At 40.9% G+C, this 13,390-nt stretch carries 15 protein-coding genes; 10 read left to right on the top strand and 5 right to left on the bottom strand.

Annotation, left to right across the window (positions count from 1 at the left end):
* Positions 1-9: 9 nt before the first annotated feature.
* Entirely contained in the window at positions 10-1,551 is a 1,542-nt protein-coding gene (locus tag AC1TO9_RS22260) for a tetratricopeptide repeat protein (RefSeq protein ID WP_482060540.1), read from the top strand.
* On the opposite strand, the gene AC1TO9_RS22255 is transcribed toward AC1TO9_RS22260, so the two are convergent.
* Positions 1,546-2,646, bottom strand: a complete 1,101-nt coding sequence (locus AC1TO9_RS22255; protein WP_482060539.1) for a metallophosphoesterase — start codon at positions 2,644-2,646, stop codon at positions 1,546-1,548. The two genes, AC1TO9_RS22260 and AC1TO9_RS22255, sit on opposite strands and share 6 nt — an antisense overlap.
* A 188-nt stretch (positions 2,647-2,834) precedes the next feature.
* On the opposite strand from AC1TO9_RS22255, the gene AC1TO9_RS22250 reads away from it, so the two are divergent.
* From AC1TO9_RS22250 to arsC, 3 genes are all read left to right on the top strand, one after another.
* Positions 2,835-3,161, top strand: a complete 327-nt coding sequence (locus tag AC1TO9_RS22250) for an ArsR/SmtB family transcription factor (protein WP_482057228.1) — start codon at positions 2,835-2,837, stop codon at positions 3,159-3,161.
* Positions 3,162-3,176: 15 nt separating this feature from the next.
* Positions 3,177-4,472 (top strand): arsenic transporter, encoded by a 1,296-nt coding sequence (locus tag AC1TO9_RS22245; RefSeq protein ID WP_482057229.1) that lies wholly within the window; start codon positions 3,177-3,179, stop codon positions 4,470-4,472.
* Positions 4,473-4,548: 76 nt separating this feature from the next.
* Positions 4,549-4,968 (top strand): arsenate reductase (thioredoxin), encoded by a 420-nt coding sequence (arsC, locus tag AC1TO9_RS22240; RefSeq protein ID WP_482057230.1) that lies wholly within the window; start codon positions 4,549-4,551, stop codon positions 4,966-4,968.
* 7 nt (positions 4,969-4,975) lie between these two features.
* Here arsC and AC1TO9_RS22235 read toward each other — a convergent pair whose 3' ends face one another.
* Positions 4,976-6,193, bottom strand: a complete 1,218-nt coding sequence (locus AC1TO9_RS22235; RefSeq protein ID WP_482060538.1) for a chromate transporter — start codon at positions 6,191-6,193, stop codon at positions 4,976-4,978.
* A 456-nt stretch (positions 6,194-6,649) separates the two neighbouring features.
* On the opposite strand from AC1TO9_RS22235, the gene AC1TO9_RS22230 reads away from it, so the two are divergent.
* The 4 genes from AC1TO9_RS22230 to AC1TO9_RS22215 all read left to right on the top strand — a co-directional run bounded on the left by AC1TO9_RS22230 (position 6,650) and on the right by AC1TO9_RS22215 (position 8,832).
* Complete coding sequence (locus tag AC1TO9_RS22230; protein ID WP_482060537.1) at positions 6,650-7,156, top strand: hypothetical protein; 507 nt, start codon at positions 6,650-6,652, stop codon at positions 7,154-7,156.
* A 154-nt stretch (positions 7,157-7,310) separates the two neighbouring features.
* Positions 7,311-7,865 (top strand): SLOG family protein, encoded by a 555-nt coding sequence (locus tag AC1TO9_RS22225; RefSeq protein WP_482060536.1) that lies wholly within the window; start codon positions 7,311-7,313, stop codon positions 7,863-7,865.
* Positions 7,866-7,949: 84 nt separating this feature from the next.
* A complete protein-coding gene (locus AC1TO9_RS22220) occupies positions 7,950-8,237 on the top strand; it encodes a DUF6509 family protein (RefSeq protein WP_482060535.1) in 288 nt (95 codons plus the stop codon).
* A 67-nt stretch (positions 8,238-8,304) separates the two neighbouring features.
* Positions 8,305-8,832 carry a hypothetical protein gene (locus AC1TO9_RS22215; RefSeq protein ID WP_482057235.1) on the top strand — a complete coding sequence of 176 codons (528 nt, stop codon included), beginning with the start codon at positions 8,305-8,307 and terminating at the stop codon, positions 8,830-8,832.
* Between the two features lie 211 nt (positions 8,833-9,043).
* On the opposite strand, the gene AC1TO9_RS22210 is transcribed toward AC1TO9_RS22215, so the two are convergent.
* From AC1TO9_RS22210 to AC1TO9_RS22200, 3 genes are read right to left on the bottom strand one after another with little or no spacing between them, the layout of a single operon-like run.
* Positions 9,044-9,724: a hypothetical protein gene (locus tag AC1TO9_RS22210; protein WP_482060534.1), complete on the bottom strand. Its 681-nt coding sequence runs from the start codon at positions 9,722-9,724 to the stop codon at positions 9,044-9,046.
* A complete protein-coding gene (locus tag AC1TO9_RS22205; RefSeq protein WP_482057237.1) occupies positions 9,721-10,617 on the bottom strand; it encodes an ABC transporter ATP-binding protein in 897 nt (298 codons plus the stop codon). The genes AC1TO9_RS22210 and AC1TO9_RS22205 overlap by 4 nt, the downstream gene beginning before the upstream one ends.
* Positions 10,617-10,985, bottom strand: coding sequence for a GntR family transcriptional regulator (locus tag AC1TO9_RS22200; protein ID WP_482057238.1), 369 nt, complete (start codon positions 10,983-10,985; stop codon positions 10,617-10,619). Before AC1TO9_RS22200 ends, AC1TO9_RS22205 begins: the two co-directional genes overlap by 1 nt.
* Before the next feature lie 328 nt (positions 10,986-11,313).
* Between AC1TO9_RS22200 and AC1TO9_RS22195 the strand changes: the two genes are divergently transcribed.
* Positions 11,314-12,471: a cation:proton antiporter gene (locus tag AC1TO9_RS22195; RefSeq protein WP_482057239.1), complete on the top strand. Its 1,158-nt coding sequence runs from the start codon at positions 11,314-11,316 to the stop codon at positions 12,469-12,471.
* Between the two features lie 177 nt (positions 12,472-12,648).
* Positions 12,649-13,386, top strand: coding sequence for a glycerophosphodiester phosphodiesterase (locus AC1TO9_RS22190; protein WP_482057240.1), 738 nt, complete (start codon positions 12,649-12,651; stop codon positions 13,384-13,386).
* The last annotated feature ends 4 nt before the right edge of the window (positions 13,387-13,390 follow it).

The raw sequence follows: 13,390 nt of genomic DNA, 5'->3' as shown, positions 1-13,390 counted from the left end.
TATAATTGGATGACAGAACCCGATGAACAGATTTACCGTTTCAGTGAGTCTCCGATTTGGGAGCTACAAAGAGACTATTACGAGGAGCAAGGGCTTAAGGCTTGGCAGAGTGGGGAAGTACCACTGTACATAACGAATAATCCAATGATTGCTAGAGCCTATGCGGACATCATATTTGGATTTCTGCAAGATCGATCTGGATTAGGTCAACCATCCGAGCCAGTTACAATACTTGAACTTGGAGCGGGTTCGGGGCGATTAGCGTTCCATGTACTTAAGGAACTATGTGAGCTAATAGACTTTACGGGCATAACACTTCCGCCTTTTCGCTATTGTATGAGTGATTTTGCCATCAAAAATATCGCATACTGGCAGCAGCATTCAAGTTTGGCTCCCTTTGTAGATCAGGGAATTCTGGATTTCGCACATTTTGATGCTGTACATGATACAGAACTACACTTAACGGAGTCTAAGATCGTGATACGTCCAGGTGACTTGCAGCAACCGCTATTTGTAGTCGCGAATTATTTTTTTGACAGTATCCCACAAGAACTGCTCTATGTTGGTGAGAATAATATTTATGAGTGCAGGGTTTCTCTACGCTTCCCGGATGAAGCTGTAGACCTTAACCCATCGAATATGCTTGAGAAGGTCACTCCTGAGCATCATTACCATAGAGCGGCTGAATATGAACAAGAATTGTATCCGTACCATGATGTGATTAAGCTGTATACAGATAAACTAGAGGATTCGCATATCCTCTTTCCGACTATGGGGTTGACCTGCTTAGAACGACTTAGTCTCTTATCTAAAGAGGGTTTCCTATTGCTCACAGCGGATAAGGGTGACCATCGTTTAGAGAACTGGGAATTTGCCGAGCCACCTAGCATTATTCATCATGGAAGCTTCTCATTAACTGCGAATTATCATGCGATCCAAACCTTTTTTGAGCAAAAGGGAGCACAATCCATCTTCACCAAGCATCACTATAAGAACTTAAATGTTGGCTGTATTCTGATGATTTCAGATCCAGAGAGCTATAGTCACACCCGTCTAGCTTATCGGAGATTCGTAGACCGTTTTGGACCAGATGATTTCTTTACTATGAAAGAATGGTTTGATGAGCATGTAGACCAAATGGAACTACGGCAAATTCTATCCTTTTGGCGATTGGGTGGTTATGATGCCCAAATGTTCATACAAAGCGCTAAACGCATCTCGGATCTGCTTCCCTTTAGTGCTGATGAAGAAATGGAAGATATTCAGATAGGGATGGACTTCATGTGGACAGGGTATTATCCCATGGAGGAGCAGCATGACTTAGCACTAATCTGTGGCATGCTGCTGTTTGAAATGGATTTGTACGAGGAAGCGTTGGTATGCTACGAACGATCATTGAATCTTGATGTGGCTGACAGCACGGCGCTGTATAATATGGCGATTTGCTACTCTGAAGCGGATATGGAAGAATCTGCACGCCATTATGCTCAAAGAGCCTTAGCTATGGAACCAGAGCATGAAGGAGCTTTGTCGCTTTTGTCCGTATTATAAACCAAATGTAACGTTAATTTGCACGATTTCCGCGCGACTACCTATGCGAATGGGAGGACCCCAAAAGCCGAATCCAGAAGTTACGATAGAGTGAAGTTGTTCCTTCTGGAGATATCCCCAATCGTTCTCAAATAAGAGTTGCGTAATCAGGTGCGCCGGAGCGATCTGTCCGCGATGGGTATGGCCTGAGACGATAAGATCGATTCCGTGCTGCTGTGCGATATCTAAGTCTTTCGGTTGATGATCTAACAGGATCACTGGTTTCGATAGATCGACACTTTTCATAATGTCAGAAAGTTCGATTCTCGCTGCATCACTGTGGTCTTTTCTACCAATAAGTGTGAAACGGTCATCTATCGTTATCGATTCGTCATATAATACGTGAACATTGCTTTGTTCAAGGATATCAATGAGTTCAGCCATCGTACCTTTATATTTGTCATGATTGCCTAATGAGGCATATACCCCGTAAGGAGCATCTATTTTAGCTAGAATAGGTCCAATTCCTTGGTTTACATACTGCTCGACTTGATCGTCGAACACATCTCCTGGAAATAATACAATATCCGGATTTAACGCATTAATCTCCTCTACCAATCGAGTTGCATGATTCTTGCCAGAGAGAACACTGAAATGCATATCGGAAGCCATCACAATCTTCAAAGGTTCAGAGGACGGAGCACTTTTGGTAATGTTGATATCATAGGTACGGACAATAGGGCTGAATGCATTAAATGTCCCATATAATAGTAACGAGATCAGTATAATCAACGTGATGAACCCAGACCATTTCTGAATATAATGCCTAGGGAGCACAGTCAGTCGCAATAACCAAACAGTGAGATGCACTAGCGGCAGTAGTAGCAATAGCAAACTAAATAAAGCTAGCCAATAGGAACCAATGACACTGATATACACATTATTAATTACTCTCGCTAGAATAAATGAAGTAGATAGAAAAATAAGTGTGAAAATATACAGCACCTTGAATTTGAGTGAAAGTGTCGGCTTCATCCATTTCCAACCACTCCACCCAATGTAAAACACGAGAAAACCATATAACAAGATGAAGACTAACCCTATAAGAATGAACATAATAATCCCCTTTCACCCTCTATTATACCAAAGAGCGCTGTCGAAGGAGAGCGTGTGTTAAAAGCGTAGCGATAGATATGCAATTTCTCGTTCAGCAGATAATTCTTATTGCTTAATGTAGAAGAGTGGATTATTATATAATCAATCACTTATATAATCGAATGATTATGTACCATATGAAAGGAGGGATGGATATGCTTGTTGAGATTGCGGACGACATGAAGCTTTTAGGTGACAAGACGCGCCTAGTGATGCTGTCTTTATTGAAAGAACGGGAATGGTGTGTTTGTGAATTTGTTGAAATATTTGATATTTCACAACCTGGCATTAGCCAGCATTTAAGAAAGTTGAAAGACCAAGGTCTAGTTGAGGAAGATAAACGGGGACAGTGGGTGTATTATTCATTAAGTGTGAATGACAAGCCTTATATTCAAGCGGTTCTCGACCATATGCCTGATTCAAGAACGATATTAGCTCTTTTAAATAAAGAATTGATCATAACAGATTGTAAATAGGTGGAGGTTAGAGGAGTGGCATCTGTATTTATAGCCAGTATTATTTTTATAGTAACATTAGTATTTGTAATTTGGCAGCCTAGAAACGTATCTATTGGATGGTCCGCTTGCGGCGGGGCGATACTGGCATTGCTTGTTGGGGTAGTAAGCTTTAGCGATGTAGTGGACGTAACATTAATCGTGTGGAACGCTACGTTGGCATTTGTTGCTATCATCTTAATTTCTTTAATATTAGACCGAATTGGATTATTCGAATGGGCTGCCTTACATATGGCCAGGGCTGCACGTGGGAATGGAGTTCGCATGTTCGTCTATGTGACGATCCTTGGGGCGATCGTGGCTGCATTCTTCGCTAATGACGGTGCAGCATTAATTCTGACCCCAATTGTACTTGCGATGGTGCGAGCGCTGAAATTCGATGAAAAGAAAGTGTTTCCGTTTATTATTGCCAGCGGTTTTATTGCAGATACGACCTCATTGCCACTCGTTGTTAGTAACTTGGTCAATATTGTTTCTGCTGATTTCTTCGGGATCACCTTTATGGAATATGCAGGAGTCATGATTGTGCCAACGCTATTCTCTTTGGTTGCCAGCATCTTAGTTCTATATTTCTTCTTCCGTCGAAGTATTCCAAAGCATTTCGATGCTACACAGCTTAAGAATCCCGTGGACGCCATTAAAGACATAAGGATGTTTCGCTTGTCTTGGTTAGTTCTAGCTGTACTTCTTATCGGGTACTTTGTCAGCGGATTTGTGAATATACCAGTTTCCTTTGTAGCAGGGATCATAGCGATCTTCTTCTTACTGATGGCAAGAAGAAGCCCTTATGTACAGACAAAGGAAGTGATTAAAAGTGCTCCATGGGCGATTGTCTTCTTCTCCATCGGGATGTATGTCGTCGTATATGGGCTGCGAAATGCAGGACTGACCGATTTGTTGGCAGATGTCATACAGATCGTTGCGGACCAAGGGTTATTCGCAGCGACGATGGGGATGGGCTTCATTGCAGCATTTATTTCGTCGGTCATGAATAATATGCCTACGGTGATGATTGATGCTCTTGCGATTGATGCAACGAACACAAGTGGCGTGATTAGGGAAGCCCTGATCTATGCGAATGTCATTGGTTCCGATTTAGGACCGAAGATTACCCCAATAGGTTCATTGGCAACCCTGTTATGGCTTCATGTGTTGGCCACAAAGAACGTGAAGATATCCTGGGGCACGTATTTCAAAACCGGGATTATATTGACAATTCCAACACTATTTATTACTCTTTTGGGTCTGTATCTGTGGTTACTTGTAGTTTAATTTAAATGAGGGACTGTCAAGCCAAGTTTGGTTGCATTTGGCTTAACAATCCGTTATCAATAAAGGGGACATTATAATGGAAAAGAAAACACTTTACTTCTTATGCACCGGCAACTCTTGCCGAAGTCAGATGGCGGAAGGGTGGGCGAAGAAATATTTAAGCGATAACTGGAATATTTACAGCGCTGGTATTGAAGCACATGGTCTAAATCCAAAAGCTGTCCAAGCGATGAACGAAGTAGGCATTGATATCACAGAGCAAACTTCGGATATTATCGATCCATATCTGCTCAATCATGCTGATTTGGTCGTAACCTTGTGCGGTGATGCCGCAGACAAATGCCCGATGACACCTCCGAAGGTGAAACGTGAACACTGGGGATTTGATGATCCAGCAAAAGCACAAGGTACGGATGAAGATAAATGGGTCGTATTCCAACAAGTGCGAGATCAGGTTGGAGAAAGAATTAAACAGTTTTCTGAGACGGGTGTATAGGAACGTGTCAATGACTGAATAAAAGTTGAATGATAACTCCACCTAAAGCTCCTGAAATTACAACGAGCCAAGGTGGAGTTTTCCAATATACAAGCATCATAAAAAGAATGGCTGCAAGTGCGAAATCGATGGGTGCAAGTATCGTGCTTGTCCAGATGGGATTATAAAAGGCAGCAACCAAAATTCCGACCACAGCAGCGTTGACGCCCATGAGTGCACTTTGAACTTTCGGTATTTTACGGATTGAATCCCAGAAAGGTAAAGTACCTACGACGAGTAGAAATGAGGGAAGAAATATTCCGATCGTAGCGATTATAGCTCCTTGCCATCCATTCATCCTTGTCCCCAAGTAGGATGCGAAGGTAAATAAAGGTCCCGGAACAGCTTGAGTGGCTCCATAACCCGTAAGGAAATCTTCTTGTGATAACCAACCAATGGGAACTAGTTCTCTCTCGAGAAGTGGTAGAACAACATGCCCTCCTCCAAAGACGAGCGAGCCAGATCTGTAAAAGCTATCAAACATAGCAACCCAATGGGATGATGTTAACCCTCTAAGTATAGGTAGAAATAGCAATAATCCCAAAAATAATAGTAGACAAACTACAGCAACATATCGCTTTATAGGTACCGTAATGTCAGGCAATTGAGGAATGACTTTATTTCTGAACAGTAAGAAGCCCAGAATACCGGCAAGAATGATAATGGTCACTTGGCTTAGAGAAGTTTGCCATAACAAAGCGACACATGCAGATAGTACAGCAATAGTTGCCCTAGTCACATCAGGTGCAAGTTTTTGTCCCATACTGAGTATGGCTTGCGCCACAATAGCTACTGCTACTATTTTCAGTCCGTGAATCCATCCGGCATTTCCAAGATCAACTCCCTGCAGTAGAAGAGCAAAAAGAATGAGTGCGATAACAGAGGGGAGAGTAAAACCAATCCAAGCAACAATTCCTCCCAATAGTCCAGCGCGCATCACACCAATTCCTATTCCGACTTGACTACTCGCAGGACCAGGCAAGAACTGACATAGGGCAACTAAATCGGCATAACTTCTTTCATCCATCCATTTCCTTCGCGTAATATATTCGTTATGAAAATAACCAAGATGAGCAACTGGTCCCCCAAATGAGGTTAAGCCAAGTTTAGTGGAAACCAACGCAATTTCTATCAAACATTTCAGCTTGTTAGGTTGTGCTAGGTCATGAGTTGAAGCATCTTTCATATGATCAAACACCTGCCGTCTCATAAAAAAATGTATTAAAAAGAACAATCTCCATTAGCCTAACATAATGGAGATCGCTCAAGATACATGATTTATGTTAAATCAGAAGTGACTATTGGTTAAATGAATTCAAGGATTAAGTTATTGTCCATGTACGGAAAGGATAATGAATGCACTATAAAACATAGCATAAAAGAAACCAATAGAGACGAAGATAAGGAATATTTGGCTTTCACGTTTACTTTTTGGGGTGATCATATAAAGTCATCTCCTTTTTATTGAAGTGGTATTTGTGAACTTTCTGTGACTTTATCTAATTATTGAACATTCTGTGACGGAAAACCAATATGTATTTTAGATCAATTGAAAGCGATACCATCCTAATTTAGGAAATGATTTTTCGATTTGTATTTCCCAGGTCTATTACTTCGAACACGTTTTTCACATTTACCTTTAATGAAGGCAAAGGGAAAAGTGACAACAGTTCCCGTTCGCTTCGTAAAATCAGGGAAGTTGAGTGCTTGTGTAGATGTTGCACTATCCATTCCTACAAGAAATAGCTTGTTAAGTCCGTGTTATGCAACGGTTGGTGTCCTTCCGAGATACGTTATCACATATCGCGTTGGTGAACGTTTTAAGAAAGTTGGTGAAACAACAGGGTTGGTTAGGGGGATTGTAGATTCGGTGAACACGGATGTACAAGTCGATTACGGGGAGGAGCTAGGGATTCTCAACTTTGTCAATCAGACGGTTATCAGAGGAAGTAATCCAGTCTCCCTGCCAGGGGACTCGGAGGCTGTCTGGTTGAGAGAGGCAGATCATTATGCTGCAGCAGTGAACTTTGCAGGTACCTCTAATGGTAGTATCTCAATTGCTTTTCCTGTGAATTGGGCTATGCGGATATTCGGTACCGGCGTTGCTCACGACGCGGGAGCTTGCAACGTTGAGAATTGTACAGGTTAGAAATAAGAAGTAAATTTAGACAGACCTAGCTGATTAGGCTAGGTCTTTTAAGTACGCTTACGACATATCTTCTAAGTCAGTTGGACAGATGGAGTTAGGGGACCTATACTAATAAGATTGCAATAGGAGGAAATCTAAAGGGAGTTAGCTAGCAATGAAGAATCTGCTCGTAACAGGTTATCGTGCACATGAACTGAATATTTTTGATCAGAAACATAAAGGTATTCCTTATATACAAAAAGCTATCACTAGAAAATTGATTCCTCTTATTGAAGATGGTTTGGAATGGATTATTACACCGGGTCAATACGGAGTGGATTTATGGACATGTGAGGTAGTTATTTCTCTAAGGGAACAATATCCACACCTGAAATGTTCTATTATTACGGCATTTTTGAATCAAGAAGAGAAATGGAAGGAAGAGAAGAAAGAGTACTATAATCAAATCCTTAAAAGTGTGGATTATTATGGTGCGGTGAGTAAGCAACCTTACAGTGGGATTTGGCAATTCACGGCGAGGGATGACTTATTGTTAAGGAAAACAGATGGAATATTATTGGTGTATGATGAAGAAGCGGGAGAAGGTAGCCCGAAGTTTTTTAAAGACAAAGCATTGAAGAAACAACAACTGGACGGATACGTATATATCAACGTTAACTCGGAAGATATCCAAAGTATAGCAGATGAATATGATGAATTTATTATTTAAGTCTGAAGGTATGTGAATTTGCGGTATAATAGATATAGGACTTGAAAACTTGTTCTCCCCTTGGGGATTTGAAAGGATGAAGATATGTTAACGATAACGAAACATACTGTGAAATTGATTAAGGACCCGTTCAATATTTTGATCGGGCAACGCTACGAATTTATGCTTGAGCTTGATGTACCAGAGGATGATGAACTGTATTTCGAAGACGGATTGAATGTAAGAGTGATTTATACGGTGGATGAAGACCGGAGTAGTATCGTGAAATATGAGCTTCTTGAAAGAACTTCGGAGCGTTATGTTGAGTTCGATTTGGAAGACGATGAGATTGAAGCTGTAGATGTGTATTGTAAAGAACATCTCCCAGCTTAAAGAATGACGTTATGAACGATGAATGCGTGGGCATACTACTCACAGACCTTGTAGGAGGAGGATATGCATGAATCGGAATATTCAATCTGTACCATATGGTTATGAACCCCCAGAGGAGAAACGAAAGGGTACATTAATTTATTATGATACTTTTGAGAACACGACAGATGGAGAATTAGATCTTGCAGTGGAAAGTATGGAGCATCATTCATTTGATAAGCTTGTACTATATCCTTTACACGAGGAAACGTTTAGGCGAATGATAAACATCCCGGTTAGTGCCTATCATAAACGTGAGAAGAGATTGTTCCAATGGAGAGATGATCAAGGCCATTCCAAAGTAGTGGTAGAAACATGGGAAGGTAAGCGGAAGAAATACACACCGATGGACTCCGCCCTTCGGTTATTTGCGGAGAAATATAAGGCTCCCTATTTTCTGTACATAACACCAGCTACGGCTAATTTGTTCGCTTCATTTTCATCTTTTGAAGAATGGATCGTCAAGATTCGACTCTTATTAAGTTCGGAGCCCGGAGATTTGCATCCCAAGCTTGAGGAATATCAACATCGCTGGACTGTGAATAACTTTTTGTAAATGGATAAAAGGGTTGAAAGAGGCTACTTGTCCACATGATTGTTAGTAACTATACACAAAATGTTGATAAGACAGGTTGAAATGTGAGTAAATAAACGGGATTGTTTATAAAATGCCAAGATCTGTGCATAACTTTATTGAAACGGTTCTTTTGTTATTGCTGTTCGAAAAGTCGCCCATTTTTATTGTGGACGACTTTTTCCTTTGATTATTATACAGTCGATTTGCGCAACAACCAATACGATAGGATGATAGAACAGATTGTGAAGGGGATCATCCAGAGAGCTATATCAAAGGCAGAGCGATGGATCAGCCAATTTGTGATCTGGTCCCACCAAATGTAGAGGATATATCCGCTTAAGCTGAACAATAACAACATCAATATGGCCAGAATGAGCAAGCCCATACCTCCAAAACGTCGATGCACACTGGATATAAGTAATCCAATGAAATACATATTCATTAACATAATGAAATAAATACAAAACTGTTCAAATATCGTACCGTCATTTAAGTAGGGCATATCGAAGAAATGTAGACTACCGCCCCAATGATCGGTTAGTCGTTCAAGTTGTGAAGATATACATAACAGCAATGCCATAGTTGCACTTACGATAGTAGACATCGCTGTTGTACCTAAGAAGAAATCCTTTCTAGTAATACTTAAGCCAAGCGCGAAGGGGAAGGTTTGAGTCAAGGTAATTATACCCATCACAAACATATAAACATAGATGGAAATAATTCCACCCGTATAAATAGTAGTCCCAATGTTCGGAAGAAGACTTACAAGAAGATTAATAGTAAAGCTGAAGAGTAAAACAAGTAATGGAACATAAAACCACATGTTTTTATCTCTGGAATGCATTCTTAATACACTCATAGTTCGACTCATGGGAATATCACCGCCTTATCTTCTATTCTACTATTCGTCAAATGAATAATCAGTTGCTGTAAAGAAAGGGTACTGAGTTCCAAACCAAGGGTAGCGGCTTGCTGCCGATCTTCAGCACTCAATTTTGCCATGATAGTAGCTGATATCAACCCACCTAATGGCTTACGATCCATTACGTTTCGTCCAGCCATAAATTTCTCTACAGATGTTGTTGGACCAACAATGGTAAATGCCAGTCCACGAAGCTCATCCGCATCTTCATCAATAATGATCCTTCCATTATCAATAACCATCACATGTTCTAACATCTGGCTTACTTCATCAATCAAATGAGTAGACAAGATAACGGTTCTAGGATACCTACTGTAATCCTCCAAGAGTTGTTCATAAAACAAGTTTCTAGAAACGGCATCTAGACCTAAATAGGGTTCGTCAAATATGGTGAGAGGTGCTCGACTGGCTAGACCGATAACGATTCCTACGGATGAGAGCATTCCTCTAGATAATTTCTTCATTTTCCGTTTCAGAGGAAGGCGAAATAGTTCAATCAAAGAGTATGCATATTCACGATCCCAATTGGGGAAGAAGAACGAAGAGGTCTCGAGTACGTCAATAATACGGTAACTGTCTGGATACTTCTGGCCTTCCTTGATGAAGCAACATTGGCTGAGTACTTGGTTATTCTCGTAAGGACTCTCTCCGAAGACTTGTATATCCCCACTCGAAGCAAATTGTTGTGCTGTGATTAAATGCATAATCGTCGTTTTGCCAGCCCCGTTTCGCCCGAGAAGTCCATATATTTTGTTCGATTCTATGGAGAAACTGACATCTTGGATCGCATGTACTTTTCCATATGATTTCGTAAGACCTTTGACTTTGACTACGGTACTCATTATGATTTATCCCCTCTCCGAATCATGTCTGTCAATTGTTCTGCTGTAATTCCTAATTTATCGGCCTCGCGAATCATGGTCACAACATATTGTTCGAAAAACTGCTCTTTACGTTTCTCCATCAATTTCACCCGCGATCCAGAAGTTACGAACATACCAATTCCCCGTTTCTTATACAGAATTTCTTGGTCTACCAACAGATTTACACCTTTTGCAGCAGTTGCAGGATTAATAAGATAGAAAGACGCAAATTGATTGGTCGAGGGGACCTGTGATTCTTCAGGCAATTCCCCTTGAATAATGTCATTTTCAATTCGTTCGGCAATCTGCATGTAAATCGGTCGGCCATCATCTATTAAGAACCCCATTGCATCACAACCTCCATATTGTTCACTCCTAAACACAGGTTAGTTACTTATGTAATTAACCATACAACCGAATAACGGTGTTGTCAATATGAAGGGGTAATAAAATAAAATTAAGTTTACAAACCTTCAAGGTATCTTTATAATTACGAAATACGGTTTATTATATTGTTGTACGGATTCATGGAGGAGCCTGTCACCAAGGGCTCCTTCTGTTCATTTTGAGGAGCCAAGCTAAATGGGCTCCTCTTTTTCATGATGAAGGCAATTCTTATAAGAACCGATCTTGGAGGGTAGATTAGATAGAGATATTAGGAAGGGGAGATGAACTATGGAATTTATTTTATATCTTGCACTCATTTTGTTGTTCACGAAAGTAGCAGGACATATTTCGGTCCGTCTAGGACAGCCAGCGGTACTGGGTAAATTGATTGTCGGAATTATTCTTGGTCCAGCGGTATTAGGTTGGATTCCGAATGATAGTAGCTTTATTCATGAGGTATCGGAAATTGGTGTGCTGTTGCTGATGTTTATAGCTGGTCTGGAGACAGACTTGGATCAATTGAAGAGAAACTGGAAATCAGCCATTGCAGTCGCTATTGGAGGGGTGATCTTACCTTTCATGGGAGGGTTTGCTGTTGGAGAATTCTTTAATTTCACGAATAGTGAGGCTCTTTTTATGGGAGTTATTATGAGCGCAACTTCAGTTAGTATTTCAGCTCAAGTATTAAAGGATTTAAATAAATTAGATTCACGGGAAGGCACGACTATCCTAGGCGCTGCTGTTGCAGATGATGTACTCGTTGTTATACTGCTCGCTGTATTGATGAGTTTGATGGGGACAGGAGAAAGTGTGAATTTGGGATTGATGATGGGTAAACAAGCGTTATTCTTTATCGTTATTTTTGTTGCAGGATGGTTGTTGGTACCTAAGATGATGGGGCTACTCTCCAAACTTAAAGTAACAGAAGCAACGGTGACCACAGCTTTAATTATTTGTTTTGGGTTTGCGTACTTTGCCGATGTGATGGGAATGGCTGGTATTATAGGTTCGTTTGCTGCAGGGATAGCGATATCACAAACATCGTTTAAACATGCTGTGGAGCAAAAAATTGAACCTATTGCCTATTCCATCTTCGTTCCAGTCTTCTTTGTGAGTATTGGTCTGAGTGTGTCCTTTGAGGGCGTAGGACAACAAATGGGATTCCTCGTTCTGCTCTTACTCGTTGCTATTGCCGGCAAATGGTTGGGTGGAGGACTTGGGGCACGACTCACAGGATTCAATACCCACTCATCGATTGCCATCGGTGCAGGAATGATCTCTAGAGGAGAAGTGGCATTAATTATCGCAGCTACAGGTCTACAGACCGGGCTACTACATCCAGAGTATTTCACATCGGTGATTATTGTGGTCATCGTAACGACATTAGTGACCCCGCCACTCTTAAAATACTATTTCCGCGAGCCATCCACTGTCAAAGAAAAGTAATTTAACAGCTACCCTCAGTCAAATATAATTACTCTTACAAGAAGGACGCCGACAGGCGTCCTTCTTGGCGTTTAAAGTCTACTACTCCTATTTTAATTTTTTACATTTAGATGATGTATCTCACAACAATAAAAACTATAATAAAATAAGTGAGACTCACTAGAGGGGGAAATAGCGATGAAGAAGATCATTAACTTTGCACATCGAGGCGCATCTGCCGTATGTCCTGAGAATACGATGTCAGCATTTATCAAAAGTTTAGAATTAGGTGCTACAGGAATTGAAACAGATGTTCAGATGACGAAGGACGGGCAGCTCGTCTTAATCCATGATGAGGCTATTAATCGTACTACGAATGGAGAAGGCTTTGTAAAAGATATGACCATGGAAGAAATCTCTCAGCAAGATGCCGGTTCATGGTTCAGTGAGGAATTTAAAGGGGAGAAAATCCCGAAGTTGGAACAATTATTGGATCTTCTTCATGAACGAGATACGATACTAAATATTGAATTGAAGAATGGCATTTTTATGTATACAGGAATGGAAGAGAAGGTCGTTAACCTTGTAAGGCAATTTGGAATGGCTGAGCGAGTTGTGCTATCTAGCTTTAACCATTATTCCTTAGCTTACTGTAAATCGATTGCACCGGAGATTCGCACAGGGATCTTGTATATGGAAGGGTTGTATCGTCCATGGGACTATGCTACGACCATTGCGGCTGATGCGCTTCATGCGACTCACTTTGCTGTACTTCCAGAGTTTGTAGCGGAAGCCACCAAACATGGCAAGGATTATCATCCTTTTACAGTGAATGAGCCAGATCGAATGAAGGCGCTGATTGACATGGGTGTTTCAGGTATCATAACAGATTACCCTGATCGACTAGCTATATTATTAGGGAATAGAGGAGTGTGATTGT

It is taken from the genome of Paenibacillus sp. Y916 (genome assembly GCF_056786435.1).
This window is presented reverse-complemented; position numbering and strand designations above follow the sequence as displayed.